This window comes from Variovorax sp. Soil_C_33, assembly GCF_057656935.1.
The window spans coordinates 440148-464372 of sequence record NZ_JBDGJK010000003.1; the positions used below are offsets into that span (position 1 = coordinate 440148).

Genomic DNA, 24225 nt, shown 5'->3' on the forward strand with positions numbered 1-24225 from the left:
GCGCAAAGCAGAACTTTGGATTTCATGTCGTCGTCTCCTTGATGTCTATAAAAATCGGATTCAGGCCGCGCCCTGCGCTTCAAGTGCGAGCAGGCGTTGCGCGAGCCGCAGCACGGGCGCGTCGACCATGCGGCCATCGAGGCTGATCACGCCGCCGCCGGCGGCCTGCATGGCCCCGTTCACGCGCTGCGCCCAGGCCAGCTGCTCGGCGCTCGGGCCGAGGGCCGCATGCACCGGCCGCACCTGCTCGGGATGGATGCAGAGCTTGGCGCCGAAGCCGCCGCGCCGCGCGCGCGCCGCATCGAGCTGCAGCCGCTCCAGATCGCGCCAGTCGGGCGACACGCCGTCGATCGGCGCCGCGAGCCCGGCGCGGCGCGAGGCCAGCACCAGCGCAAGGCGCACCGGCACCAGTTCGGCCTCGTCGGCCTCGCAGGCCAGACCGAGATCGGCCTGGAAGTCCAGATGGCCGAAGGAGAGCCGAAGCACCTGCGGCGCGTTCGCGAGCGCATCGAGCGCGGCGAGCCCGGCGGCCGATTCGATCAACGGAACGAGCACACCCTGGGGCCCGACGGCCGCGGCCAGCGCGGCGAGTTCTTCGGCACGCTCGGCCTTCGGCAGCACTACGCCGGCGAGCCCCTGCCGGGACAGCTGCGCCACGAGCGCGCGGTCGTCGTCGTGCCACGCCGTGCCGCATGGATTGACGCGCACCAGCAGGCGGCGGCGCTCGCCGGCCGACAGCGCCGCATGGCTGCCGGCGAGCTGCTCGCGCGCGGCCGCCTTGTGCTCGGGCGCCACCGCGTCTTCGAGATCGACGATCACGGCCCCGGCGCCCGAGGCCAGCGCGCGCGCATGGCGCTCGGGCCGGTCGGCCGGGACGAAGAGGAAGGTGCGTGCCAGCGCGAGCGGCGTTGCAGCGTTCACGACGAGGCCCCCACGAGCAGCATCCCCACCGAGGGCGCGTGCGCCACATTCCAGAGTCGCTCGATGGCCGCTTGCATCTCCGCTTCGCTGGCACCGCCGCTGAAAGCCGCGAGGCGCAACGCCTTGGCCGTGATCTCCTCGCGGGAGAGCGTGTTGCCGGGGTCGCCCTTGGGTTCGTCGACACGGCCCTGCAGCACGCGGCCGTCGTTCGTGTGCACCGTGACCTTGCCGATCCAGCGCTTCGGGTAGGCGCCATCCACCTCGGGGTCGAGCGCCATCTCGACCCGATCGCGAAGCGCGACCGTGTCGGCATCGCGGAAATGCGCATCGAACTCGGCCAGCCCGGCCTGCCCGAAGCGCGCCACCAGCGCGAGCACGGTGCCCATCGAAAACTTCGACTGGTGCACCGTGGCCGGATCGACCACCGGCCCCAGCACGTCGATCGCGCCCTGGTGCACATGCGTCGTGACACGCGCCAGGTCGGCGGCGCGCAGCTCGTTCGCACGCATGACTTCGAGCAGCGCATCGGCCGCCGGATGCGTATGCCGGCACGAGGCGTGGTACTTGAACGAAGTCTCGGCCAGCGCCCAGCGCTTGCCCAGCCCGTCAACCAGCCGCGCTGGATCGGCATCCTGCGACATGCCCGCGGCCATGCCCTGCGGTCCTTCGAGAATCTGCTGCGCGCCGGTGAAGCCGTCGCGCGCCAGCGTCGCCGCCATCAGCCCGGCCGCGGCCGCATGCGCGGTGTGCAGCTGCTTCGAATCGGCGGCCGTGCGCAGGAACTCCCAGAGCCCGGCCGACTGCGTGCCGGCCGAGCCGAAGGCATGCTGCATGCGCGCGGCGTCGAGTCCGAGCAGATGGCCTGCGGTGGCTGCCGCAGCGAGCGTGCCGGCGGTGCCGGTGGTGTGAAAGATCTTGTAGTGCGAGCGCCCGAGGAACTCGCCGACGCGGATGCCGACCTCGTAGCCCGCGACCGCCGCTGCGAGCAGCTGTTCGCCGCTGGCACCCAGCGCCTGCGCCCATGCCAGCGCGACCGGGAAGACCACCGTCGCGGGATGGAACACCGAGCCGTTGTGCACGTCGTCCTGCTCGGCCACGTGCGAGGCCGCGGCATTGACCAGTGCCGCGAAGTACGGGCTGCTGCGCGTGCGCCCCACCAGCACCTCGCTGCGGCCGTCCGCAGGCCCCATCTCGCGCGCGAAGGCGGCGATGGTCTCGACCGGCCGCGCGCCATGGCCTGCGATCGCGGAGCCGAACCAGTCGACCAGCAGGTCCTCGGTGCGGCGAAGCACGGGGGCCGGAATGTCGCCGAAGCGAAGTTCGGCGGCGAAGCGTGCGAGGGATTCGGTGCTCAATTCAGATCGCCTCCGCGGCACGGAGCGCCGCAATGTCCGCATCGCTGCGCCCCAGCGAACGCAGGATGGATTCGGTGTGCTCGCCGACCGCCGGAATCGCATCCATGCGGTAGTCGAAGGCGCTCTGCCGGCCCGGCGGCAGCAGCGCGGGAATCGCGCCGGCCGGCGAAGCGACCTCGCGCCAGCGCTCGCGTGCCTGCAGCTGCGGGTGCTGCCAGAGGCCCGCCATGTCGTTCATGCGCGCATTGGCGATCTGCGCGGCATCCAATCGCTCGAGCACCTGCGCCGTGCTCAGCGCCGCGAAGGTCTCGAGGATCAGCGCCTGCAGGACCTCGCGGTTGGCATTGCGCTTGGCGTTGCTGTCGAAGCGCGGATCGGTCGCGAGCCCGGCCTGCATCAGCACGCCCTCGCAGAAGGCGCGCCATTCGCGCTCGTTCTGCAGGCCCAGCATCACGGTGCCGCCGTCGCCCGCGGCGAAGGGGCCGTAGGGATAGATCGTGGCGTGCGAGGCCGCGCTGCGCGGCGGCGGCGGTGCGCCGTCGTAGGCGTAGTACATCGGGTAGCCCATCCATTCGGCCAGCGACTCCAGCATCGAGACATCGATGTGCGAGCCCTTGCCGGTCTTGCCCCGCTGCAGCAGCGCCGCGAGGATGCCGGTGTAGGCATACATGCCGGCGGCGATGTCGGCGATCGAGTTGCCCGACTTGCAGGGCGCGTCGGCGGTGCCGGTGATCGACAGGAAGCCCGCCTCGCTCTGGATCAGCAGGTCGTAGGCCTTCTTGTCGCGGTAGGGCCCGTCCTCGCCATAGCCCGAGATGTCGCAGACGATCAGCGACGGATGCTTCGCCTGCAGCAGCTCCGCGCCGAGCCCCATGCGCGCAGCGGCGCCGGGCGCGAGGTTCTGCACCAGCACGTCGGCGCCGGCGACGAGCTCCTGCAGCACGGCCTGCGCGGCCGGCTGCTTGAGGTCGAGCGTGAGGCTTTCCTTCGAACGGTTGACCCAGATGAAGTGCGAAGCCTCGCCGGCCACGCGCTGATCGTAGGCACGCGCGAAGTCGCCGCCGCCCGGTCGCTCCACCTTGATCACGCGGGCACCGAGATCAGCCAGCTGGCGGGTGCAGAAAGGCGCCGCGATCGCGTGTTCGAGCGAGACGACGGTGATGCCGTCCAGAGGTCGTGTCATGGCGGATCTCCGATCAGAAGGAACGCGGCAGCCCGAGCAGGTGCTCGGCCACGTAGGAGTAGATGAGGTTGGTCGAGATCGGCGCCACCTGGTAGAGCCGCGTCTCGCGGAACTTGCGCTCCACGTCGTATTCACAGGCGAAGCCGAAGCCGCCGTGGGTCTGCAGGCAGGTATTGGCCGCCTCCCACGAGGCCTTGGCCGCGAGGTACTTGGCCATGTTGGCCTCGGCGCCGCAAGGCTGGCCGTCGTCGAATAGCGCGCAGGCCTTGAAGCGCATGAGGTTGGCCGCCTCGGTCTCGATGTAGTTGTCGGCGATCGGGAACTGGATGCCCTGGTTCTGGCCGATCGCGCGGCCAAACACCTGCCGGTCGCTCGCGTAGCGGCGTGCACGGTCGATGAACCACCAGGCGTCGCCGATGCATTCGGCGGCGATCAGCGTGCGTTCGGCGTTGAGCCCGTCGAGGATGTACTTGAAGCCCCTGCCCTCCTCGCCGATCAGGTTCTCTGCCGGGATCTCGAGGTTGTCGAAGAAGACTTCGTTGGTCTCGTGGTTGACCATGTTGAGGATCGGCCGAACCGTCATCCCCTTCCCCATGGCCTGCTTCAGGTCGACGATGAAGATCGACATGCCTTCGGACTTCTTCTTCACCTCCGCGAGCGGCGTGGTGCGCGCCAAGAGGATCATCAGGTCCGAATGCTGGATGCGCGAGATCCACACCTTCTGGCCGTTGACCACGTAGCGGTCGCCCTTCCTCACCGCGGTGGTCTTGAGCTGCGTGGTGTCGGTGCCGGTGGTGGGCTCGGTCACGGCCATGGTCTGCAGGCGCAGCTCGCCGGTCGCGATCTTCGGCAGGTACTGGCGCTTCTGCGCCTCGCTGCCGTGCCGCAGCAGCGTGCCCATGTTGTACATCTGGCCGTGGCAGGAGCCCGCATTGCCCCCGGCGAAGTTGATCTCTTCCATGATCACCGAGGCCTCGGCCAGGCCCAGGCCGGATCCGCCGTAATCGGCCGGGATCAGCGCGGCGAGCCAGCCGGCGTCGCTCAGCGCATTGACGAAAGCTTCGGGATAGCCGCGCTCGTGATCGACCTTCTGCCAGTAGGCGGAATCAAAACTGCCGCAGAGCGCGCGCAGCGCGTCGCGCATTTCCTGGTGCGCATCGGGGGTGGGGATCTGGGTTTTCATCAGGGTCTCAGGCGAGGGTGGCAGTGGCTTGCATCGCGAGCCAGCCGTCGGCGTCTTCGGCCCACAGGCGGAAGGTCTTGCCGTCGGCCGCGGGGCGGCCATGCACGCGGAAGGAAGCGGTGTCGAAGATGGGTCGCACCGCGCGGAATTCGAACTTCGACAAGGTTGCCTCGGGCTTCTCGCGGCGCAGCAGGTCGACCAGCAGCGTGGCGATCAGCGGGCCGTGCACGATCAGGCCCGGGTAGCCCTCGACCTCGGTCACGTAGCGCCGGTCGTAGTGGATGCGGTGGCCGTTGAAGGTGAGGGCCGAATAGCGGAACAGCAGCACGTCGTCGGGCACGATCTCGCGGCTGAAGGCGGCGTCCTTCGGTGCCGGCGTGGGCTGTGGCGCGGCTTCGCCGGGCGCTGGCGCGGCGCGGTAGACGATGTCGTGCTCCTCGGTCAGCGCGAGGCCGCGCGCATTGCGCACCTCGTGGCGCACCAGCACGAACACCAGCTCGCCGCTGCGGCCTGCCTTGTGCGAGACCGATGCGATGGTCGATGTGCGCTCGACCGCATCGCCGACCACGAGCGGATTGCCCGCTTCCCAGGTCAATCGACCGCCGGCCCACATGCGGCGCGGCAGCGGCACCGGCGGCAGGAAGCCGCCGCGCTTGGCATGGCCGTCGGGGCCGATCTCGGACTGCCAGTGGTGCGGCAGGAAGTAGAGCCAGTGCCAGAGCTCGGGCAGCCGCGTGCCCTGCCCCGGGGCCGGATCGTCGCGGTCCAGCGTCGCCGCCAGCGCGCGCACCGGCGCGGCCGTGACCTCGTCGGCCAGGGTTTCGCTGCGGCCCTGCCAGGCCTGCAGGCGGGCGAGCGCATTGCCCGCGATCGTTGAAGGGTGTTGAGAGAGGGTCATGTGTTCAATCCACGGCGGCGCCGGAGGCCTTGACGATGCGCGCCCACTTGGCGATGTCGTCCTGCAGCAGCTTCGCGAACTGCTCGGGCGAGGTGGGCGCGGCGATCTCGACGCCCTGCTGCTCGAGCTTCTCGCGCAGGTCGGGCGCGGCCATGGCCTGGCGCGCCGCCTCCTGCAGCTTGGCGAGCACATCCTGCGGCACGCCCGCCGGGGCGAACAGGCCGATCCACAGCGTGCCGTTGTAGCCGGGCACCGATTCGGCGATGGCGGGCACCTCTGGCAGCGCGGGCGAGCGCTTCTCGCCGCTCACCGCCAGCGCGCGCAGCTTGCCGGCCTTGATGTGCGGCAGCGCCGAGGGCAGGCTCGCGAACACGATCGGCAGCTGGCCGCCGAGCACGTCGTTGATCGCGGGCGCGACGCCCTTGTAGGGCACGTGCTGCAGCTGGATGCCCGCCATGCTGTTGAGCATCTCGCCGAGCAGGTGGTTGAGCGTGCCGTTGCCGGCCGAGGCGTACTGGTAGGCCGCGTCCTTGCGCTTCGCGAGCGTGAGCAGCTCGCCGAGCGACCTGGCCGGGAACGACGGGTTGACCAGCAGCACGTTGGGCACCGCGCCGATCAGGCCCACGGGGCGGAAATCCTTGACCGGGTCGAATCCCGGGTTCTTGTAGAGCGCGGCGTTGATCGCCTGGCTGCTGCTGATCGTCATGAGCAGCGTATAGCCGTCCTTCGGCGCCTTGGCCACCAGCTGCGTGCCGATGTTGCCGCCGGCGCCCGGCCGGTTGTCGACCACCACGCTGGCGCCCAGCACCTCGGCGATCTTCTGGCCGACCAGGCGGCCGACGATGTCGTTGGTGCCGCCGGCCGCCTGCGGCACGACCAGCGTGATCGGGCGCGAGGGGTAGCCGCTTTGCGCTGCGGCATGTCCGCCCGCCAGCAGAGCGGCCATGGCCGTGAGAAGAAGCGCCATTGCGCGAAAGCTCATCCTGTGTCTCCGTTGCGATAGGCGCCTGAAAACACGCCCTTGACCCGCATGGTGGCGACAGCGATGCCCGCGCGCAATCTGCGATTTCGAAACCGAGCCTTCAGGATTTCCGAAGGCTGGGCTAGGATGGCGCCATGCATTTCGACCTGACGGATTTGCGTCTCTTTGTCGCCGCGGCGGAGCTCGGAAGCCTCACGCGCGCGGCCGAGCGCCAGCACCTGTCGCTGGCCGCCGCCAGCGCGCGGATCAAGGCGCTGGAGGCGCAGGCCGGCCTGCCGCTGCTGTCGCGCGAGGCGCGCGGCGTTCGCCTGCTGCCGCCGGGCGAAGCCTTTCTCCACCACGCGCGGCTGGTGCTGCACCAGGCCGGCCAGCTGCGCTCCGAACTGGCCGAATACGGCGGCGGCCTGCGCGGCCATCTGCGGGTATTCGCCAACACCACGGCGGTCACCGATTTCATGCCCGAGATCCTGCCGGGCTTCCTGGCCCGCCACCCGCGGATCAACATCGACCTTCAGGAAAAACCGAACACGCAGATCCCGCACGGCGTGCTCGACGGCCGCGCCGACATCGGCATCGTCGCCGGCAGCGTCGACACGCTGGGCCTGGAGGCGATCCACTTCAGCACCGACCGCCTGGTGCTCGTGACCTCGCGCAAGCACCGCTTCGCGCGGCGCCGCCGCATCGCCTTTGCCGAAACGCTGGACGAGGACGCGGTCGGCATGCAGCAGGGCAGCACGCTGCATGCCTTCCTGGCGCAGATCACCGAGAGCCTCGGCAAGAGCCAGAAGCTGCGCATCCAGCTCGGCGGCTTCGATGCCATGTGCCGCATGATCGGCAGCGGCGTGGGCATCGGCGTGGTGCCCGAATCGGCGGCGCGCCGCAACCTCGAGAGCATGCAGCTCGCGCTGATCGAGCTCAGCGATCCGTGGTGCGTGCGCGAGCGCTACCTGCTGGTGCGCGACCGCGCCACGCTGCCGACCTATGCGCAGGCCCTGGTCGAGACGCTGTGCGCGCACTATGCGGCGCAGGACGCCGCCGGCTGAGGTCGATCAGCTTGCCGGCGGCTTCCGCAGGGCTTCGCGGCGCAGCGCGGTCACGGATCGCCCGCCATGACCCCAGTTGTCGGTGTCGATCTCGTCGATCACCACGAAGGTCAGTTCCGGCGCCTTCTTCAGCACCTGCCACAGCAGGTCGGTGGTGCCCGCGATGAGCTGCTCTTTCTGCTCGGCGGTCACGCCTTCGCGAGTCACTTGAATGTTGACGTAGGGCATGGCTGGCCTCGCTTCACCACTTGCCGGTGCTCATGCCGCCATCCACAGGCAGGACGACGCCGGTCGTGAAGGATGCGTCGCTCAGGTACAGCACCGCATCGACGATGTCCGCCGTCGCGCCGATCCGGCCTGCCGGCTGCAGGGTGTTCAGGAAGGCGTGCATGTCCGGCGTGTAGAGCGGCGTGTCGATGATCCCGGGCGCCACGGCATTCACCTGGATGTTGTGCGGCGCGAGTTCGAGCGCCAGCGCCCGGGTCGCGTCGTTGAGGCCGCCCTTGACCAGGATCGGCAGCAGCGCGGGCACGCTGGCATTCGGCTGCAAGGCGATGCTGGCCGTGATGTTGACGATGTGGCCCTGCTTGCGCGGCGTCATGTGGCGGACCGCTTCCTGCGAGACGTAGAAGAAGCCCTTGAGGTTGGTGCCGACCAGCGCATCGACATCCGCGGCCGTGTACTCGGCGAAAGCCTTCGCGTTGAAGATGCCGGCGTTGTTGACCAGCACGTCCACATGGCCGAAACGCGCGACCGCCTCGGCAACGATCCGCTTGGCCGTCGCCGGGTCAGCGACGTCACCGGCGACCGCGAGGAACTGGTCTGGAAAGTCCTGCGCGAGACCGGTGGCCTGCAGGCGTTCGAGCGTGCGCGCGTTTCCGACCACCTTGTCGCCGCGGCGCAGGAAACCCAGCGCGATGGCAAGGCCGATGCCGCTGGAGGCACCTGTGACGACGACCGTTCGCGGCAAGCGTTGATTCATTTCATATCTCCGGTGATGGCGTCGACTGCTTGAAGGTGGCGCCGGGTTTGAGGGCATGTCGTGATGGTATTGATGCGCCCGGAGTGGATGAAGACATAGACTGTCACTTCATAAGTTACCCCATGGAACAAGTATGAGCCGCCGATTCGACGATCTGATGCTCGGCAGCCTGGAGCTGTTCTGCCTTGCCGCCGAGCTGGAAAGCTTCACCGCCGCCGCGCAAGCGGCCGGCCTCAGCCCCGCGGCCGTCAGCCGCTCCGTCGCGCGGCTGGAGGCGCGCATGGGGGTGCGCCTGTTCGTGCGCACCACCCGCCGGATTCATCTGACCGACGGCGGCCGCGCCTACTACGAGCAGTGCCGCCAGGCGCTGAGCCTGATGCGCGATGCCGAGAGCCAGCTCACCGGCGAGCAGCAGGCCCCGGCCGGGGTGCTGCGCCTCAGCGTCGCCTCGCCCTATGGCCACTACCGCGTGCTGCCCCTGCTGCCGCGCTTTCGGGCGCGCTTTCCGAAGGTGCGGATCGAGCTGCACCTGAGCAACCGCAATATCGACTTCACCGGCGAAGGCTTCGACCTCGCGATCCGGGGACGCGCGCCGCCGGACTCCGGCCTCATCGCGCGCAAGCTCGAAGATGCCGAGCTGGTGCTGGTGGCCGCGCCAGCCTACCTCGCTCGCGCGGGCCGGCCGGATTCGCTGGAGGCGCTGGCGGCGCACGAGTGCATCCAGTTCGTGTTGCCCAGCACCGGACAGCCGGTGCCCTGGCTCTTCAGGCGCGACGGACAGGACATCGAGCTTGAGACGCCCGTCAGCTACAGCTGTACCGACGACTACATGGGCATGGTGACGCTGGCGCGCCATGGCGCCGGGCTCCTGCAGACCTACCTCTACATCGTGCAGGACGACTTGAATCAAGGGCATCTGCAGCAGTTGCTGCCCGAAGCCGGTGGCCGCTCGCGCCCCTTCTCGCTGATCTACCCCGATCGCCGCCACACGCCGCTGCGCGTGCGGGCCTTCATCGACTTTCTGACGGCGGAACTGGCCCCGAAGGGTGGCGCAACGCATCCACCATGACGCGCATGCGCTGCCAGTGCGAACCCTCCCAGAACACGCGGCGGCAACCATCGCAGGCGCTGAAGCGCTGATAGCGCTCGCGCACCCCCGGCGGCAGCGTCGCTGCGACCAGCGCCTTGTCGATCCCGTGCAAGGGCGTGTTGCAGTTCAGGCATCGCGTGAACGGCTGCGCGCTGCGCGCCAGGTCGAGGCGATCGAAGATCTCGCGCAACTGCTCGGCCGATCGCAAGGCGTGCACATAGCAGCCATGCGTGATCCCGCGGCGCTTGAGCAGCTCCCGATCCCGCGTCAGCACGATGCGCCCCTGCGCCACTGCGATGCGCTCGATCTCTTCGTCGCGAAAATGGTTGTCGTAGAGGGTGTCGAAGCCGGTCATGCGCAGCAGGTGGGCGAGCCCGCCCAGGTGCGCATCGGCGACGAAGCGCGTGACGCGCAGCGCATGCCCGCGAACGCGCAGCAGCGGCGTGACATCGAGCGCTTCGAACTTCGGGAATACGGCGACCCGATCGCCATCGTTCAGCAACACCCCGAATCCGGCCGATTCGCCGTTGACCAGCACCAGCTCGACCTCGGTGTGCGGCACACCGAGCGCCTCGATCATGTGCTTGGCGGTCGCCGCCCGCGCACACGCGCAGGAGAACTCGCGCCCGCGCCGCTCGCGTGGCAGAAAGTCGTTCAGTTCCTCGTAGAACCGGAAGGTCGCCGTGACCATTGCCGCCGGCAAACGACCGAGTCCGACATCGCCCTCAGTGTTCCGTCGGGAACTTGCAGAACTTCCCGTGCGGCTGGGCGCGCATCAGCTCGTGAAACTGCTCGCGCGACATGCGCAGCAGCCGCTCGTGATCGCCGCCTTCCATGTAGACGACGTCGCTCGTTTCGAGTTCGTCGTCGACGATGGTCTCGATGCCCCAGGCCATGCCGACCGGCGGTATCGCGCCGGGTTCGCAGTCCCCGAACAGCGCCGCGACGCGGGCTTCGTCGGCCAGCCTCAGCCTGTGGCGGCCGAGCAGGCGGGAGAACTCGCCCAGCATGACCATCTTGTCGGCGGGAACGACGGCCATTACGCAGCCGGTTTCGTCCTCGAGGATGACCGATTTGGCCAGTTGGCCGGCAGGAACATGGGCGCTGCGGGCCGTCTCCGCGCTGCTGCGGCTGTGCCCATGCGTGCAGATCTCGTACCGTGTGCCGCGTTGGTCGAGATAGTCGGACAGATGCGAAGGAATGGACATGGCATGCTCCTTGTGCGAAGCCACGGGCTCTCTGGCTGAACAGCGGCTCGGCTGCTCAGCCCTGCCGTTTTTTCAGTTTGCTCCCGGCGTCAGCGGATCGCAAGTACCGCCCCCCGCCCCTGAAGCCCAAAGAAAAAGCACCGCATGTCGCGGCGCTTTTTTCAATGAGCGAGGCGAAGGCTTCAGCGCTCGATGGTCAGCGCCACCCCCATGCCGCCGCCGATGCACAGCGACGCGATGCCCTTCTTCGCGTTCTGGCGCTCCATCTCGTGCAGCAGCGTCACCAGGATACGGCAGCCGGAGGCGCCGATCGGATGGCCGATGGCGATGGCGCCGCCGTTCACGTTGACCTTGTTCACGTCCCAGCCCATCTCGCGGTGAACGGCACAGGCCTGCGCGGCGAAGGCTTCGTTGATCTCGAGCAGGTCGAGATCCTGCGGCTTCCAGCCGGCGCGCTGCAGCGCCTTCTGCGAGGCCGGCACCGGGCCCATGCCCATGAAGGCCGGGTCGAGGCCGGTGCTCGCATAGCTGGCGATGCGGCCGAGCGGCTTCAGGCCCAACGCGGCCGCTTTCTTGGCGGTCATCACCAGCACGGCGGCGGCGCCGTCGTTCAGGCCCGAGGCATTGCCCGCGGTCACGCCGCCGGCCTTGTCGAAGGCCGGGCGCAGGCCGGCCAGGCCCTCGGCGCTGGTCTTGCGGTTGATGAACTCGTCCTGGTTGAAGACCACCGGGTCGCCCTTCTTCTGCGGGATGTTGACGGCAACGATCTCGTCCTTGAACTTGCCGGCATCCTGCGCGGCGGCGGCCTTGGTCTGGCTGCCGAGCGCGAGCTCGTCCTGCGCGGCGCGGCTGATGTCGTACTTCTTGGCCACGTTCTCGGCCGTGATGCCCATGTGGTACTGGTTGTAGACGTCCCACAGGCCGTCCACGATCATGGTGTCGACCAGCTTCCAGTCGCCCATGCGCTGGCCGTTGCGCGAGTTGGGCAGCACGTGTGGCGCGAGGCTCATGCTCTCCTGCCCGCCCGCGACGACGATCTCGCTGTCGCCGGTGGCCACCGCCTGCGCGGCCAGCATCACGGCCTTGAGGCCCGAGCCGCACACGGCGTTGATGGTGAGCGCGGGCGTTTCCTTGGTAATGCCGCTCTTCAGCAGCGCCTGGCGCGCCGGGTTCTGGCCCGCACCGGCGGCCAGCACCTGGCCCATGATGACTTCGCCGATCTGGTCGCTGCCGACCTTGGCGCGCGCCAGCACCTCTTTGATGACGATGGCGCCGAGCTCGGTGGCCGGAATGCCGGCCAGCGATCCGCCGAACTTGCCGACAGCGGTACGTGCGGCTGAAACGATGACGATGTCTTCCATGGTGTGCTCTCCGAGTCTTCGATTGAAAAAGGGGTGAAGGGTCAGGCTCGCGCCTTGACGTAGCGGCCCGGCGCGGGCTCGATCGCCTTGTAGGCGCTGCCCTTGCCGTAGGTCTTGGGGGCAGGGATCTGCTTGCCCGCATGGGTCTTGAGCCAGGCGGACCAGTCCGTCCACCAGCTGCCGGGATGCTCCGTCGCGCCGGCCAGCCACTCTGCCTGGGTCTTCGGCAGCTTGCCGTCGGCGCGGATCCAGTGGCTGCGCTTCTTCTTGACCGGCGGGTTGATCACGCCGGCGATGTGGCCCGAGGCGCCCATCACGAAGCGCTTCTTGCCCGCGAGCACCTGCGTCGAGGCGTAGGCGCCGCCGATCGGCACGATGTGGTCTTCGCGCGAACCGTAGATGTAGACCGGCGCCTCGATGCGGCCGAGGTCGATCTTCTCGCCGGCCACGGTGAGCGCGCCGGGCCGGGCCAGCTTGTTCTCGTGGTAGGTGTTGCGCAGGTACCAGCAGTACATCGGTCCCGGCAGGTTGGTGGCGTCGCTGTTCCAGTAGAGCAGGTCGAAGGGCGGCGGGGTTTCGCCCTTCAGGTAGTTGCCGACCACGTAGTTCCACACCAGGTCGTTGGGCCTCAGGAAGCTGAAGGTCGATGCGAGTTCGCCGCCCGCCAGCAGGCCGCCCTGGCCCATCTGCATCTCGCGGAACTGGACGAAGGCCTCGTCGATGAAGATGTCGAGCACGCCGGTGTCGACGAAGTCCAGCAAGGTGGTCAGCAGCGTCACCGACGCGGCCGGCTGCTCGCCGCGCGCCGCCAGCACGGCCAGTGCGGTCGAGAGAATGGTGCCGCCGACGCAGAAGCCGAGCGTGTCGATCTGCCCGCCCTTCTTGTCCTGGCCCGTGATCTCGCGCGTGACCTGGATCGCCTTGATCGCGGCATCCTCGATGTACTGGTCCCAGGTGTAGTGGGCCATCGAGGCATCGGGATTGCGCCAGCTCACCACGAACACGCGGTGGCCCTGCTCCACCGCATAGCGGATCAGCGAGTTCTCGGGCTGCAGGTCGAGGATGTAGAACTTGTTGATGCAAGGCGGCACCAGGAGTAGCGGCCGCTCGTAGACCTTGGGCGTCAGCGGCTTGTATTCGAGCAGCTGGAACAGCTCGTTCTCGAACACCACGGCGCCTTCGGTGGTCGCGACGTTGCGGCCGACCTCGAAGGCGCTTTCGTCGGTCATGCTCAGGTGGCCCTGCTGCACGTCGTGAAGCAGGTTCCGGATGCCGCGGGCGATGCTCTCGCCCTGCGTGTCGAGGGCTTTCTTCAGCGCCTCGGCGTTGAAGGCGAAGTAGTTGCTGGGCGCCGAGGCGGCCGTCCATTGCTCGACAGCGAAGCGAAGGCGCGAGCGGGTTTTCTCGTCGGCTTCGACGGCCTCGGCCATGCCGAGCAGCGTGCGCGTATTGAGCAGGTAGATCGCCGCCGAAAAAGCCGAGAACGGATTGCTGCCCCAGGCCTCGCCGGCAAAGCGCCTGTCGCCGCCGGCGCGCGCCGCGAGGTCCTGGCGCCATAGCTCGGTGGCCTCTTCGACGTACTGCTGCTGCAGCTGCTGCAGTTTCTCGGTGGACAGCGAGAACTTCGGCATCTCCCACGGGGCGCCGGCATTGCCGCCGGTGCCGAGCGACTGGAAGGATTCGAGCGCCTTCTCCCACCCTTGGGTCAGCGCCTGCTGGAAGGGCGCGAAACTATCGGCTGCCGCGGCCTGTTGTTCTGGTCTCATGACGTCTCCTGGTTCCTCGCCTGACTCGCCTCATGGCAACGAGTTTTGAGTATGCTGCATTCGCAGGGGCCCGACCAGCAAGCCCCGCTATACCTTCCTGAAAACATCGCCTATGCACCTCGTCGTCATCGCCTGGCTGTATGTCGCCCTGATGATGGCGGTCGCAGAAGCCACCAACACCACCGGCACGGTGCTCGGCGCGGTCTTCACCTTTCTACTCTACGGCCTGGCGCCGGTGGCACTGGTGGTTTACCTGATGACCACGCCGGCACGGCGGCGGGCGCTGCGCGAGCGCGAAGCGGCCGAACGCGAAGCCGCGATGCGGGCTGGCGCAAGCGCTTCAGTCGCGCCAGATGCAGGCCGCGAAACGCCCGCTGACGCGGTCCCGCCGGTGCGAGAAAAAGAGTAACGGGTTGTGCACCGTGCACCAGGCTTCGCTGCTGTCGTTGCCGTGAAGCTGCGTCACGCCGGCCGCGCGCAGGCGAAGACGGGCCAGGCCGGCCAGGTCGGCCAGCCACTTGCCGGCTTGCGCAGCGGGCTTGAAGCATCGAGCAGCATCAGGGGCGCCGGCTTCGAAGGCCGCCTTGACCTCATCGCCGACCTCGAAGGCATCGGGACCGATGCAGGGGCCGAGCCAGGCCATGAGCCGGTCGTCCGTACCGAAGCCCTGCACCGTCCGCTCGAGCACGCCTGCCGCCAGGCCGCGCCAGCCCGCGTGCGCGGCCGCGACGCGCCGGCCTTCTTCGTCGGTGAGCAGCACTGGCAGGCAATCGGCAACCATGATCGTGCAAACCACGCCGCTGGCAGTGGTGGTGCAGGCATCCGCGGCCTCGCCATCCGGCGTGAACGCATTGAGCGGTAGCAGCGCCGTGCCGTGCACCTGCTGGAGAAACACGGGCCGCGCGCCGATGGCCTGGCGAAGAAGCGCCCGGTTGGCCGCCACATCGGCCGGTACATCGCCGACATGGTCCCCGAGGTTCAGTCCGCGGTAGTTGCCGCCGGAGACTCCGCCTCGGCGCGTGGTGCACAGCGCATGCACGCCCGGCGGCGCCGGCCAGTCGGGAACCAGCAGGTCGGAGATGACGGCCGCCGCCGGACCGCCCCAAGGCGGCCGCGCCTCCCCCTCGGGGGGTGGCGAAGCACACGCAGCGGCGAGCCGGGGGGCAGACATTTCTATGCTTCTGCGTCGGGGCAGCGCGAGGGCTGCGCGCGCTGGAAGGCATCGAGCTGCATGCAGGCCTCGAAGGCCGCCATGGTGCGAGGCAAGCCGCTGAAGTCGCAGTCGAAGCGCTGGCCGTTGAAGATCTGAGGCACCAGGCAGCAGTCGGCCAAGGTGGGCGTGTCGCCCCAGCAATAGAGGCCGGCGGGATGCTGCGCGAGCTGGCGTTCGAAGGCCAGCATGCCTTCGCGCACCCAGTGGCGATACCACGCGTTCTTGGCCGCCTCGTCGAGCTTGAGCTCGCGCACCAGGTACTTGAGCACGCGCAGGTTGTTGAGCGGATGGATCTCGCAGGAGATCGACTGCGCCAGCGCCCGCACGCGCGCGCGGCCCACCGGATCGCGCGGCAGCAGCGCCGGTTCGGGATGCACTTCGTCGAGGTATTCGATGATCGCCATCGACTGCGTGAAGCGCTCGCCCTCGTCCTCGAGCAGCGGCACCAGCATGTCGGGCGAGATGGCGGAGAAAGGCCCGGTCTTGTGATCGCCGCGCGCGATGTGCACCGGGATGTAGTCGTAGTCGAGGCCCTTGAGGTTGAGCGCGATGCGCACCCGGAACGAAGCCGAGGAGCGGAAGTAGTTGTGGAGCTTCATCATGGTGTGAAGCATAGCCCCGGCCGGACAGCACGCCCAGCCCTCTGGCACACTGCCGTTTTCGCTGAAAAGGACGATTTCCCATGGCTTCCGAATACGTCGTCGCCGCGCCGCCGGCGGTCTCCATTCCCGTGGTCGGCCAGGCCGCCCGCTTCCCCGTGCACCGCATCTACTGCGTGGGCCGCAACTACGAAGAACACGCCAAGGAGATGGGCTTCACCGGCCGCGAGCCGCCCTTCTTCTTCATGAAGCCGGCCGATGCCGTGGTGGTCGTCCCTGCCGGCGAGACCGGCACCATGGCCTACCCCACGCTCACCAAGAACCTGCACCACGAGATCGAGCTGGTCGCGGCCATTGGCACGGGCGGGAAAAACATCAAGGCCGCCGATGCGCACAAGCACATCTTCGGCTACGCGGTCGGCCTGGACATGACGCGCCGCGACCTGCAGGGCGAGATGAAGAAGCAGGGCCGCCCGTGGGACATCGGCAAGAGCTTCGAGCAGAGCGCGCCGATCGGCCCGATCGTCCCGGTGGCGCAGGCCGGCGATGTCGAGAAGGCCGAGATCTCGGTGCAGGTCGGCGGCAAGGACCGCCAACGCAGCAACGTGAGCAAGCTGATCTGGAGCATCGCCGAGACCATCGAGCATCTGTCGGCCGCCTGGGAGCTCGCGCCCGGCGACCTGATCTTCACCGGCACGCCCGAAGGCGTGGCCGCGGTGGTGGCCGGCGACACGATGGTCGGCGAGATCACGGGCCTGCCGACACTCACCGTCAAAGTGGTCTGATCCATCGATGCTGCTCCGCGTCCCCATCAAGCATTGCAAGAACTGCGGGACCGCGGTGGTCTACCGCCTGCCCGACGACGGCGACACCAAGGAGCGTGCCATCTGTCCGGCCTGCCATACGGTCCACTACGAGAACCCGCTGAACGTGGTCGGCACCATCCCCGTGCTGGGCGAACGCGTGCTGCTGTGCAAGCGCAACATCGAGCCGCGCTGGGGCAAGTGGACGCTGCCGGCCGGCTTCATGGAACTCGGCGAAACCACCGAGCAGGGCGCGGCGCGCGAGACCGACGAGGAAGCCGGCGCCGAGTACGAGATGGAGGGCCTGTTCGCGGTGATGAGCGTGGTGCGCGTGGGCCAGGTGCATCTCTTCTATCGCGCGCGGCTCCTGAGCGACCGCTTCGATCCGGGCCACGAAACCCTCGAGGCCAAGCTCTTCACCGAGGAAGAAATTCCCTGGGAAGAGATCGCCTTCCGCACCGTTCGCGCGGCGCTCGAACACTATTTCGAAGACCGCCGGCGCGGCAGCTTCGACCGCGTCCACACGCTCGACATCGTATGAAGCAATATTTTCTCGCGCTGTCGTGCTGCGCCGCGCTGGCCGCGAGCGCGCTGGCCGAACCGGTCGGCGAGGTCGACACCGCCTTCAAGCTGATCGGGCCGGACCACAAGATCGTGGTCGAGGCCTACGACGACCCCAAGGTCAGCGGCGTGACCTGCTATGTCTCGCGCGCCAAGACCGGCGGGCTCTCGGGCGCCTTCGGCCTGGCCGAGGACAAGTCCGAGGCTTCCATCGCCTGCCGCCAGGTCGGTCCGGTGCGCGTGACCCAGCCTTTGCCGAAGCGCGAGGAGGTCTACAGCGAGCGGCTGTCGATCCTCTTCAAGCGGCTGCGCGTGGTGCGCATGGTCGATCCGGCGCGCAACACCCTGGTCTACCTCACCTATTCCGACCTGCTGATCGACGGTTCGCCGAAAAACAGCGTGACCGCGGTGCCGATCGACCGGGGCACGCCGATCCCGCTCAAGTAAGGGGCCGCCGGCGGCATGAGCGCAGCTGCACCGGGCCATGCGATGGGCGCCATGGGCGAGCTCTACGGCGCGCTGTGGCGCCATGCCGAGGGCAAGCGCGCTCAGCTGCTCGGCGCGACCGCGCTGCTCACCGGCTCCCAGCTGCTGCGGCTCACGATGCCATGGCTCGCGGCGCAGGCCATCAATGCGCTGCAGACCGGCGACATCGCGCGCTCCGGCCGCTGGATCGCGGCGCTGGCGGGGATCTACGTGCTGTCGTGGGTGATCCACGGCCCGGGACGCATCCTCGAGCGCAACGTGGGCCTGCGCGTGCGCGAGGCGCTGGCCGATGCGCTCTATGCGCGCATCGCCGCCGCGCCGCTCGCCTGGCATGACGGCCACCACTCGGGCGAGCTGCAGCACCGTGTGCACCAGGCGAGCCGGGCCCTGTCGGACTTCGCGCAGAACCAGTTCATCTATCTCACGAACATCGTCAACTTCATCGGTCCCTTGATCGCGCTGACGCTGCTGTCGCGCACCAGCGGCGCGATGGCGATCACGGGTTACGTGGTGATCGCGATCGTGATCGTGCGCTTCGACCGCGCGCTGATGCGGCTGGCCCGCACCGAGAACGACGCCGACCGCCGCTATGTCGCCGCGCTGCTCGACTTCCTGGCCAATGCCTCGACGGTGATCGGCTTGCGGCTCTCGGCCGCCTCGCGCCTGTTGCTGCGCCGGCGCATGGCGGCGATCTCGGCCCCGCTCAAGCGCACGGTGGTGCTCAACGAGGGCAAGTGGTTCTCGGTCGACGTGATGGGGCTGGCGCTGACCTGGGGCCTGGTCGTGGTCTACGTCTGGCAGTCGCGCACGCCGGGCCAGGCCGTGATGCTGGGCGCGGTGTTCATGATCTACCAGTATGCGCAGCAGGCCGCCAGCGTCGTGAGCTCGATGGCGGCCAACTTCAGCTTCTTCGCGCGCATGCACACCGACTACGGCAGCGCGGCGCCGATCTGGCAGGCGCCGTCGCGCGCGGACGACCTGGCGCAGGAGCGTATCGATCGCGATGCGGCCTGGGCCGCGCTGCAGGTCGAGGGACTGGTCTGGAACTACCGGCCGCGCGACAACGAAGCGGTCACCGATCATGTGCCGAGCGGGCTGCACGAAGTCGCGCTCCCGCTGCAGCGCGGCCAGCGCATCGCGCTCGTGGGGCCGAGCGGCGGCGGCAAGAGCACGCTGCTGCGCGTGCTGGCTGGGCTCTATGCGCCACAGGGCGGCACGCTGGCGATCGACGGCGAGCGCACGGACTGGCCGCGGCTGCGCAGCATCGCGACACTCATTCCGCAGGAGACCGAGGTGTTCGAGGCCAGCGTGCGCGAGAACCTGGGCTTCGGTCAGCCGCTCGATGACGATGCGATCCGGGCCGCGCTGCATGCCAGCACCTTCGACGAAGTGCTCGCGGCCACGCGCGGCGATCTGGACACGCCCTTGTCCGAGCGCGGCTTCAATCTCTCGGGCGGGCAGCGGCAGCGCCTGTGCCTAGCGCGCGGCGTGCTGGCCGCGAAGGGCAGTTCGCTGCTGCTGCTCGACGAGCCGACCAGCGCGCTGGATGCCGGCACCGAAGGCCGCGTGCTGGAGCGCATCGCGGCGGCTTTTCCCGATGCCTGCGTGATCGCATCGGTCCATCGGCTGAGCCTGCTCGAGCGCTTCGACACCGTCGTGCTGATGGAAGCCGGCCGCATCGTCGATGCCGGCGCGCGCGCGGCGGTGCTGGCGCGCCAGCCTTCGCTCCAGGCGCTGGCGGTCCCTTCGCCTCGCTCGCCGTGCTAAAAACGCGCCTCGGCCGAATCCCGATGGAACCCTTTGCACCGATTCCGTTCCAAGAAACGCCATGCACGTAAAGACCCTTGCTCTCCGCACCGGCGTTGTCGCCGCCGCAGTTGCCAGCCTGATGGCCTGTTCGACGACGCCGCTGCCCCCGCAGCGCCCCGGCCAGACCACCGTCATTCCCAGCAACCCGGCACCGCAAGCCCAGGCCGCCTTCATCCGCCCTGCGGCGGGCCCCACGCTCTCGCGCTTCGACGGCAAGCGCAACAAGGGACTGGACATCGCCGGCAGCATGGGCGATGCAGTGCTCGCCTCCGCCGACGGCCGCGTCGTCTATGTCGGCAGCGAACTGCGCGGCTACGGCAACATGGTGATCGTCAAGCACAACGAAACCTACCTCACGGCCTACGCGCATGCGCAGAACATCCTGGTGAAAGAGAAGGACGTGGTGCGCCAGGGCCAGAAGATCGCCGAGATGGGCATGAGCGGCGCCGAGCGCGTGAAGCTGCATTTCGAGATCCGCAAGCAGGGCGTGGCGGTCGACCCCGAGCCCTACCTCAGCGGCCGCGCGATGCCCTAGAGCAGGCTCTCCGGCACCAGCGGCGCGAAGAACTCCAGTTTCAGGCGCGAGCCGAAGTCGGTTTCGGGCTCCTCGTGCAGCACGAGGTCGGGGCCGCCGTCTTCCGACGGGCTCACCCATTCGATGTGTCCCTTAGGATCCATGCGAACGCGGTAGGCCGCGTCCATGGTGATGAAGCCGATCAGGCTGGTGAGCTGCGCCGCAATCTGCGGGCTGTAGATGAACAGGCCGAGCTCGGTGTTGTGCAGATCGGAACGCGGGTCGAAATTGAGCGAGCCCAGGAACACCGCCTTGCCGTCGACCACCGCCGACTTGCCGTGCAGGCGCCCGGCGGCCGAGCCGAAGACGCCGAAGCGCTTGGTCTGCTCGACCCGCTTCGGGCTCAGTTCGAAGAGCTCCACGCCGAGCTTCACCAGTTCGGGCCGGTAGCGGCGGTAGCCCAGGTGCACCAGCGATTCGTCGGTGGCCGCGAGCGAGTTGGTGACGAGCGTGAAGCGCACGCCGCGTTCGCGCAGCAGGCGCACCGACTCCATGCCGCCGCGGCCCGGGATCAGGTAGGGCGTGGTGATCAGCGCTTCGCGCTCGGCCGAGCGGACCAGCCGCCGCACGTTGTAGAGCACGCCCTCGGGCGCATCGGCCGTCACGCGCGGCCGGTCCTCGCGCGGACCCAGCGCCTTGTGCGGCGCGTCGGCGTAGGCCTCGGCCCGCGCCCAGATCAGCGAGAGCTCGCCCTCCTCGAAGTCTTCCCCCAGCGCGCGGTAGCCCAGCAGGTCGCGCTCGATCGGCGCCGAGGGCATCCAGATGGCGGCGTCCCAGGTCATCTCCTCGAAGCGCTCGCGCAGTTGCCGCAGCGAGCCGCCGACGGCCGCCAGCGACTGGACGGGATACACGTAGGGGCTGTTCCAGTAGACGTCGAACAGCGAGGAGAGCCTCGGCACCACCGCGCCCGTCACCAGCGTGTCGATGTCGATGAAGTTCGATCCGGCGTCGCGCAGGAAGTATTCGTTGGCGATGTTGCGCCCGCCGACCACCGCCATCGCGTTGTCAGCGACGAAGAGCTTGTTGTGCATCCGGCGATGGATGCGGTCGATGTCGAACAGAGAGGCCGCGAGCCGCGTGGCGAGACGGTCGCGGCCGGCCGGGAACGGGTTGAACAGGCGCACCTCCACATTCGCATGGGCGCCCAGGCCGGCCAGCAGCTCGTCGGCGCCCGCGGTGTAGAGGTCGTCGATGAGAACGCGCACGCGCACGCCGCGCTCGGCCGCATCGCGCAGCGTGCGCAGAAGGTAGCGGCCGGTCTCGTCGTTCTGCACCAGGTAGTACTGGATGTCGATGCTGCGTTGCGCCCGGCGCGCGAGCTCGAGGCGCGCATGCATCGAATACGCCGGCATCGGCAGCAGCCGGAAGCCGCTCAGTTGCGCGTCCGGCGCGCCCTTGGTGGCCATGCGCGCGAGCGGCGTGTCCGCCGCGTCGGCCAGGGCGAAGGACGGCGGACGCTCGACGATCGCAGGAAGTCCGGCGCAGCCCGTGACGAGAAATGCGAGCGCGAGCCAAGCGAGCCACGCGCCCACCCTGCCCCAGCCGCCCTGCGCCCGCCGCATCGAAGGATCAGCCGCCACGGCCGCTCTCGATCAGGGACAAGGTTCCCCGATCGGACCGGCCACCGAAATACTTGTGCAGGCAGTCGCGAAACACCGGCTGCGAAGGATCGGTCTCGCCAAACAGCGTCATCGACGACCAGAACTTGAGATCGTCGGGCGCGCCGAAGATTTCGCCGACCGTGCGCCCCTGCACGGCCAGCACCAGCGCGCTGCATTCCAGCAGGCGCGGCCCGAGCAGCGGATGCGCGAGGTAGGCGCGCGCCTCCTCCACCGATGCGATGGCGTAGTGCCGCGCCATCTCGCTGCGGCCGAGGCCCGCCAGTTGCGGAAAGACGAACCACATCCAGTGGCTGCGTTTCTGGCCGTCGCGCAGCTCATCGCGGACGCGGTCGATCACGGCGTCCTGGGCATCGACGAAACGTTGCAAATCGAAGGGGTCGTTCATCGGCAAGAGGGACTCTCTGTAGGCGCTTTCTTTCTCCCGGTGGCGAAGTATGCCGTGAGGTATTTCGTTTGCAACGGCATGAAATCCATGCACACGAAAAAGAGAGCCCAGAGACTTTCATGTACTGCGAAGCCATCCATTGCGCCGAGACGAAAACCGTCCGGTTCGCCATCTATCCCGACGGCCTCGACGGCGCCCGCATCATTGCCCATATCTCCGAAGCCGCATTGCGCGGCCTGTCTCCAACCCGCGACGGCGACCTGACGGAAACCTGCGAGAACTACTTCGACTGCATCGAGGCCAAGGCCGTGGAACGCTATCGGGCCGAGCCCTCCGCACCCATCGTGCTGGACGCGACCGACGTCAGCTCATGCGCCTTACTGCACTGACCCACTTGTCGAAGGCGCGCATCTGGTCGCCGACGAACTTGCGGGTGGTCTCGTCGGTGCACTGCCCGGCTGCATCGAACTTGGCGCCCGCGCCGCCGATGAACACCTCGGGCTTCGCCAGCACCATGGCGTTCATGAACAGCATGACGCGGCGCAGGTCGTACTGGACGCGTGCGCCGCCGACCGGGCCGGGCGAGGCCGAAAGAATGGCCACCGGCTTGTGCGCGAAGGGCTGGTCCTCGCCGCGGCTCACCCAGTCGAGCATGTTCTTGAACACGCCCGGGATCGAGAAGTTGTATTCGGGCGTGGCGATGAGCACGCCGTCGGCGCGGCGGATGCGCTCGCGCAGCGCCTGCACGGCCGGCGGCAAGCCCTTGGCCAGCACGTCGCCGTCGAAAGGCGGAATCTCGCGCCATTCGACGGCTTCCATGCGCATGCCGTCCGGCATCAGTGATGCGGCCAGGTTCAGGGCCATCCGGTTGACGGATTCGCTGCGCAGGCTGCCGCAGAGACCGACGATATCCAATGTGCTCACGATGCTTTTTCCTGTGGGTTGCGGAGGCTGGATTTAAACAGCGAATCCATCGTCATGCAGACCGCTCGGGATTCAGGACGAAGTCGAAGTCGAGGGTGTAGTACGGCACCTCGCTGATCCCGCCGTCCGGCGTCGGGCCGGGCGGGTGCTCCACCCAGTCGGCGATCAGCGAGCGGCGCACGCCGAAGACAGCGTCGGAGTCGAGGTAGCGGTCGCCGTCGCGGAACACGTGCGTGATCAGCCGCTCGAAGCCCGGCGCGGTGATCATGAAGTGCAGGTGCGCCGGCCGCCAGGGATGGCGCCCCAGTGCGTCGAGCATGCGGCCGACCGGCCCGTCGTGCGGGATCGGATAGGCCTCGGCACGGATCGACTTGAAATGGAAGTGCCCCTCGGCATCGGCATGCAGGGTGCCGCGGGCGCGATGGCCGTGCGCGCTGGAATACTGCACGTCGTAGAGCCCGTCGGCATCGGCCTGCCAGACCTGCAGCTCGGCGTTCGGCACCGGCGTGCCGTCGAGCCCGAGCACGCGGCCGCGCACGAAGCAGGGCTCGCCGCGCGCACCGTTGGCCACGTCGGCCCCGAGCGGATACTCGGGCGCGCCTTCGACGTGGAAGGGTCCGAACACCGTGGACTCGGTGCATTCGCGCGGCTTGCGGTTGTTGAGCGCCGTCACCAGCATCGACAGCCCCAGCGTGTCCGACAGCAGGATGAACTCCTGGCGCTTGTCGTCGGTGATGTGGCCGACTTCGGTCAGGAAGCGGATGCCGGCAAACCATTCCTCTTCCGTCAAGCGGATGTCGCGGGCAAAGGCATGCAGGTGCTGCACCAGGCTGGTCATCACTACGCGCAGCCGCGGGTCGGCGGCACCCGTGTGACGCGCCAGCACGGCCTGGGTGATGGTGTCTTCGTCGAGGTTGCGCACGCGGGTCTCCTTGATCGTTTCGGGCCGGACTATGGCATTGCGGCGCCACGCGAGGAAGGCGCCCGGCGGAAAACTGTTTTGCGCTCGCAGGCGGGTCATCCGCCCTACCATCCGCGCATGAATCCCTTGGCCTTCGTCTACACCAGCCAGCCGCAGCGCGTGGTCTTCGGCGCCGGAACGCTTGCCCACCTGGCGCGCGAGATCGATGCGCTCGGCGCGCGCCGCGCGCTGGTGCTCTGCACGCCCGAGCAGCGCGGCCAGGCCGAGCGCGTGGCCGAGCTGCTGGGCGCCCAGGCCGCCGGCATCTTCGACCGCGCCGCGATGCACGTGCCGATCGAGACCGCGCGCGAAGCCC

At 68.5% G+C, this 24225-nt stretch carries 28 protein-coding genes; 10 read left to right on the plus strand and 18 right to left on the minus strand.

From position 1 onward, the window contains the following. Positions 1-60: 60 nt before the first annotated feature. The 6 genes from AC3A6B_RS07470 to AC3A6B_RS07495 are packed head-to-tail and all read right to left on the minus strand — an operon-like array spanning position 61 to position 6522. A complete protein-coding gene (locus tag AC3A6B_RS07470; RefSeq protein WP_487836102.1) occupies positions 61-921 on the minus strand; it encodes an HpcH/HpaI aldolase/citrate lyase family protein in 861 nt (286 codons plus the stop codon). After that, positions 918-2318 carry an MmgE/PrpD family protein gene (locus AC3A6B_RS07475; protein WP_487836103.1) on the minus strand — a complete coding sequence of 467 codons (1401 nt, stop codon included), beginning with the start codon at positions 2316-2318 and terminating at the stop codon, positions 918-920. The genes AC3A6B_RS07470 and AC3A6B_RS07475 overlap by 4 nt, the downstream gene beginning before the upstream one ends. Continuing rightward, entirely contained in the window at positions 2278-3459 is a 1182-nt protein-coding gene (locus AC3A6B_RS07480; RefSeq protein ID WP_487836104.1) for a CaiB/BaiF CoA transferase family protein, read from the minus strand. Before AC3A6B_RS07480 ends, AC3A6B_RS07475 begins: the two co-directional genes overlap by 41 nt. A 13-nt stretch (positions 3460-3472) precedes the next feature. Continuing rightward, positions 3473-4642, minus strand: a complete 1170-nt coding sequence (locus AC3A6B_RS07485; protein ID WP_487836105.1) for an acyl-CoA dehydrogenase family protein — start codon at positions 4640-4642, stop codon at positions 3473-3475. Positions 4643-4649: 7 nt separating this feature from the next. Continuing rightward, a complete protein-coding gene (locus tag AC3A6B_RS07490) occupies positions 4650-5540 on the minus strand; it encodes an HTD2 family dehydratase (RefSeq protein WP_487836106.1) in 891 nt (296 codons plus the stop codon). 4 nt (positions 5541-5544) lie between these two features. Beyond that, a complete protein-coding gene (locus AC3A6B_RS07495) occupies positions 5545-6522 on the minus strand; it encodes a tripartite tricarboxylate transporter substrate binding protein (protein WP_487836107.1) in 978 nt (325 codons plus the stop codon). Between the two features lie 134 nt (positions 6523-6656). Here AC3A6B_RS07495 and AC3A6B_RS07500 point away from each other — a divergent pair, with 134 nt between their 5' ends. Further along, complete coding sequence (locus tag AC3A6B_RS07500; RefSeq protein WP_487836108.1) at positions 6657-7565, plus strand: LysR substrate-binding domain-containing protein; 909 nt, start codon at positions 6657-6659, stop codon at positions 7563-7565. 6 nt (positions 7566-7571) lie between these two features. Here the strand turns inward: AC3A6B_RS07500 and AC3A6B_RS07505 are convergent, their stop codons facing one another. Both AC3A6B_RS07505 and AC3A6B_RS07510 read right to left on the minus strand, forming a co-directional pair. Beyond that, positions 7572-7793 carry a tautomerase family protein gene (locus AC3A6B_RS07505; protein WP_487836109.1) on the minus strand — a complete coding sequence of 74 codons (222 nt, stop codon included), beginning with the start codon at positions 7791-7793 and terminating at the stop codon, positions 7572-7574. Positions 7794-7806: 13 nt separating this feature from the next. Further along, entirely contained in the window at positions 7807-8547 is a 741-nt protein-coding gene (locus AC3A6B_RS07510; RefSeq protein ID WP_487836110.1) for an SDR family NAD(P)-dependent oxidoreductase, read from the minus strand. Between the two features lie 133 nt (positions 8548-8680). Between AC3A6B_RS07510 and AC3A6B_RS07515 the strand changes: the two genes are divergently transcribed. Further along, on the plus strand, positions 8681-9616 hold the full coding sequence (locus AC3A6B_RS07515) for a LysR family transcriptional regulator (RefSeq protein WP_487836111.1): 936 nt from the start codon (positions 8681-8683) through the stop codon (positions 9614-9616). On the opposite strand, the gene AC3A6B_RS07520 is transcribed toward AC3A6B_RS07515, so the two are convergent. The 4 genes from AC3A6B_RS07520 to phaC all read right to left on the minus strand — a co-directional run bounded on the left by AC3A6B_RS07520 (position 9558) and on the right by phaC (position 13972). Then, on the minus strand, positions 9558-10328 hold the full coding sequence (locus AC3A6B_RS07520; RefSeq protein ID WP_487836112.1) for a Mut7-C RNAse domain-containing protein: 771 nt from the start codon (positions 10326-10328) through the stop codon (positions 9558-9560). The genes AC3A6B_RS07515 and AC3A6B_RS07520 overlap by 59 nt on opposite strands. Positions 10329-10362: 34 nt before the next feature. Continuing rightward, positions 10363-10845 carry an aminoacyl-tRNA deacylase gene (locus AC3A6B_RS07525; RefSeq protein WP_487836113.1) on the minus strand — a complete coding sequence of 161 codons (483 nt, stop codon included), beginning with the start codon at positions 10843-10845 and terminating at the stop codon, positions 10363-10365. A gap of 182 nt (positions 10846-11027) precedes the next feature. Beyond that, positions 11028-12206, minus strand: a complete 1179-nt coding sequence (locus AC3A6B_RS07530) for an acetyl-CoA C-acetyltransferase (RefSeq protein WP_487836114.1) — start codon at positions 12204-12206, stop codon at positions 11028-11030. A gap of 41 nt (positions 12207-12247) precedes the next feature. After that, positions 12248-13972, minus strand: a complete 1725-nt coding sequence (gene phaC, locus AC3A6B_RS07535; protein WP_487836115.1) for a class I poly(R)-hydroxyalkanoic acid synthase — start codon at positions 13970-13972, stop codon at positions 12248-12250. Between the two features lie 112 nt (positions 13973-14084). Between phaC and AC3A6B_RS07540 the strand changes: the two genes are divergently transcribed. After that, the gene (locus AC3A6B_RS07540; RefSeq protein WP_487836116.1) at positions 14085-14381 is read left to right on the plus strand and encodes a hypothetical protein; all 297 of its coding nucleotides are present in this window, start codon (positions 14085-14087) and stop codon (positions 14379-14381) included. On the opposite strand, the gene pgeF is transcribed toward AC3A6B_RS07540, so the two are convergent. Both pgeF and maiA read right to left on the minus strand, forming a co-directional pair. After that, positions 14313-15143, minus strand: a complete 831-nt coding sequence (gene pgeF / locus AC3A6B_RS07545; protein WP_487836117.1) for a peptidoglycan editing factor PgeF — start codon at positions 15141-15143, stop codon at positions 14313-14315. The genes AC3A6B_RS07540 and pgeF overlap by 69 nt on opposite strands. 2 nt (positions 15144-15145) lie before the next feature. Beyond that, the gene (maiA, locus tag AC3A6B_RS07550) at positions 15146-15784 is read right to left on the minus strand and encodes a maleylacetoacetate isomerase (protein ID WP_487836139.1); all 639 of its coding nucleotides are present in this window, start codon (positions 15782-15784) and stop codon (positions 15146-15148) included. Between the two features lie 83 nt (positions 15785-15867). Here maiA and AC3A6B_RS07555 point away from each other — a divergent pair, with 83 nt between their 5' ends. The 5 genes from AC3A6B_RS07555 (at position 15868) to AC3A6B_RS07575 (ending at position 19978) form a co-directional block, all read left to right on the plus strand. Next, a complete protein-coding gene (locus AC3A6B_RS07555) occupies positions 15868-16569 on the plus strand; it encodes a fumarylacetoacetate hydrolase family protein (protein WP_487836118.1) in 702 nt (233 codons plus the stop codon). Positions 16570-16576: 7 nt separating this feature from the next. Then, entirely contained in the window at positions 16577-17128 is a 552-nt protein-coding gene (locus AC3A6B_RS07560; RefSeq protein ID WP_487836119.1) for an NUDIX hydrolase, read from the plus strand. Continuing rightward, positions 17125-17595: a CreA family protein gene (locus tag AC3A6B_RS07565; RefSeq protein WP_487836120.1), complete on the plus strand. Its 471-nt coding sequence runs from the start codon at positions 17125-17127 to the stop codon at positions 17593-17595. The genes AC3A6B_RS07560 and AC3A6B_RS07565 overlap by 4 nt, the downstream gene beginning before the upstream one ends. A gap of 15 nt (positions 17596-17610) precedes the next feature. Continuing rightward, positions 17611-19401, plus strand: a complete 1791-nt coding sequence (locus AC3A6B_RS07570; protein WP_487836121.1) for an ABC transporter ATP-binding protein — start codon at positions 17611-17613, stop codon at positions 19399-19401. A gap of 61 nt (positions 19402-19462) precedes the next feature. Next, positions 19463-19978, plus strand: coding sequence for a murein hydrolase activator EnvC family protein (locus AC3A6B_RS07575; protein WP_487836122.1), 516 nt, complete (start codon positions 19463-19465; stop codon positions 19976-19978). Here AC3A6B_RS07575 and AC3A6B_RS07580 read toward each other — a convergent pair. Both AC3A6B_RS07580 and AC3A6B_RS07585 read right to left on the minus strand, forming a co-directional pair. After that, positions 19975-21579 carry a phospholipase D family protein gene (locus tag AC3A6B_RS07580; RefSeq protein ID WP_487836140.1) on the minus strand — a complete coding sequence of 535 codons (1605 nt, stop codon included), beginning with the start codon at positions 21577-21579 and terminating at the stop codon, positions 19975-19977. The two genes, AC3A6B_RS07575 and AC3A6B_RS07580, sit on opposite strands and share 4 nt — an antisense overlap. 7 nt (positions 21580-21586) lie before the next feature. Next, positions 21587-22024: a DUF1810 domain-containing protein gene (locus AC3A6B_RS07585; protein WP_487836123.1), complete on the minus strand. Its 438-nt coding sequence runs from the start codon at positions 22022-22024 to the stop codon at positions 21587-21589. Positions 22025-22143: 119 nt separating this feature from the next. Between AC3A6B_RS07585 and AC3A6B_RS07590 the strand changes: the two genes are divergently transcribed. Further along, positions 22144-22413, plus strand: coding sequence for a hypothetical protein (locus AC3A6B_RS07590; protein WP_487836124.1), 270 nt, complete (start codon positions 22144-22146; stop codon positions 22411-22413). Here the strand turns inward: AC3A6B_RS07590 and AC3A6B_RS07595 are convergent. Next, on the minus strand, positions 22388-22948 hold the full coding sequence (locus AC3A6B_RS07595; RefSeq protein WP_487836125.1) for an NADPH-dependent FMN reductase: 561 nt from the start codon (positions 22946-22948) through the stop codon (positions 22388-22390). The two genes, AC3A6B_RS07590 and AC3A6B_RS07595, sit on opposite strands and share 26 nt — an antisense overlap. Before the next feature lie 52 nt (positions 22949-23000). Further along, positions 23001-23870, minus strand: a complete 870-nt coding sequence (locus AC3A6B_RS07600) for an intradiol ring-cleavage dioxygenase (protein ID WP_487836141.1) — start codon at positions 23868-23870, stop codon at positions 23001-23003. A gap of 117 nt (positions 23871-23987) precedes the next feature. Here AC3A6B_RS07600 and AC3A6B_RS07605 point away from each other — a divergent pair. Further along, on the plus strand, positions 23988-24225 hold a 238-nt coding region (locus AC3A6B_RS07605; protein ID WP_487836126.1), incomplete at its 3' end, for an iron-containing alcohol dehydrogenase.

Bases quoted from the DNA above. Each gene is read 5' to 3' on its own strand.
- AC3A6B_RS07475 (WP_487836103.1), bottom strand. From the start codon at position 2,318: ATGCGGACATTGCGGCGCTCCGTGCCGCGGAGGCGATCTGAATTGAGC.
- AC3A6B_RS07480 (WP_487836104.1), bottom strand. From the start codon at position 3,459: ATGACACGACCTCTGGACGGCATCACCGTCGTCTCGCTCGAACACGCG.
- AC3A6B_RS07485 (WP_487836105.1), bottom strand. From the start codon at position 4,642: ATGAAAACCCAGATCCCCACCCCCGATGCGCACCAGGAAATGCGCGAC.
- AC3A6B_RS07490 (WP_487836106.1), bottom strand. From the start codon at position 5,540: ATGACCCTCTCTCAACACCCTTCAACGATCGCGGGCAATGCGCTCGCC.
- AC3A6B_RS07495 (WP_487836107.1), bottom strand. From the start codon at position 6,522: ATGAGCTTTCGCGCAATGGCGCTTCTTCTCACGGCCATGGCCGCTCTG.
- AC3A6B_RS07500 (WP_487836108.1), top strand. From the start codon at position 6,657: ATGCATTTCGACCTGACGGATTTGCGTCTCTTTGTCGCCGCGGCGGAG.
- AC3A6B_RS07505 (WP_487836109.1), bottom strand. From the start codon at position 7,793: ATGCCCTACGTCAACATTCAAGTGACTCGCGAAGGCGTGACCGCCGAG.
- AC3A6B_RS07510 (WP_487836110.1), bottom strand. From the start codon at position 8,547: ATGAATCAACGCTTGCCGCGAACGGTCGTCGTCACAGGTGCCTCCAGC.
- AC3A6B_RS07515 (WP_487836111.1), top strand. From the start codon at position 8,681: ATGAGCCGCCGATTCGACGATCTGATGCTCGGCAGCCTGGAGCTGTTC.
- AC3A6B_RS07520 (WP_487836112.1), bottom strand. From the start codon at position 10,328: ATGGTCACGGCGACCTTCCGGTTCTACGAGGAACTGAACGACTTTCTG.
- AC3A6B_RS07525 (WP_487836113.1), bottom strand. From the start codon at position 10,845: ATGTCCATTCCTTCGCATCTGTCCGACTATCTCGACCAACGCGGCACA.
- AC3A6B_RS07530 (WP_487836114.1), bottom strand. From the start codon at position 12,206: ATGGAAGACATCGTCATCGTTTCAGCCGCACGTACCGCTGTCGGCAAG.
- phaC (WP_487836115.1), bottom strand. From the start codon at position 13,972: ATGAGACCAGAACAACAGGCCGCGGCAGCCGATAGTTTCGCGCCCTTC.
- AC3A6B_RS07540 (WP_487836116.1), top strand. From the start codon at position 14,085: ATGCACCTCGTCGTCATCGCCTGGCTGTATGTCGCCCTGATGATGGCG.
- pgeF (WP_487836117.1), bottom strand. From the start codon at position 15,143: ATGTCTGCCCCCCGGCTCGCCGCTGCGTGTGCTTCGCCACCCCCCGAG.
- maiA (WP_487836139.1), bottom strand. From the start codon at position 15,784: ATGAAGCTCCACAACTACTTCCGCTCCTCGGCTTCGTTCCGGGTGCGC.
- AC3A6B_RS07555 (WP_487836118.1), top strand. From the start codon at position 15,868: ATGGCTTCCGAATACGTCGTCGCCGCGCCGCCGGCGGTCTCCATTCCC.
- AC3A6B_RS07560 (WP_487836119.1), top strand. From the start codon at position 16,577: ATGCTGCTCCGCGTCCCCATCAAGCATTGCAAGAACTGCGGGACCGCG.
- AC3A6B_RS07565 (WP_487836120.1), top strand. From the start codon at position 17,125: ATGAAGCAATATTTTCTCGCGCTGTCGTGCTGCGCCGCGCTGGCCGCG.
- AC3A6B_RS07570 (WP_487836121.1), top strand. From the start codon at position 17,611: ATGAGCGCAGCTGCACCGGGCCATGCGATGGGCGCCATGGGCGAGCTC.
- AC3A6B_RS07575 (WP_487836122.1), top strand. From the start codon at position 19,463: ATGCACGTAAAGACCCTTGCTCTCCGCACCGGCGTTGTCGCCGCCGCA.
- AC3A6B_RS07580 (WP_487836140.1), bottom strand. From the start codon at position 21,579: ATGCGGCGGGCGCAGGGCGGCTGGGGCAGGGTGGGCGCGTGGCTCGCT.
- AC3A6B_RS07585 (WP_487836123.1), bottom strand. From the start codon at position 22,024: ATGAACGACCCCTTCGATTTGCAACGTTTCGTCGATGCCCAGGACGCC.
- AC3A6B_RS07590 (WP_487836124.1), top strand. From the start codon at position 22,144: ATGTACTGCGAAGCCATCCATTGCGCCGAGACGAAAACCGTCCGGTTC.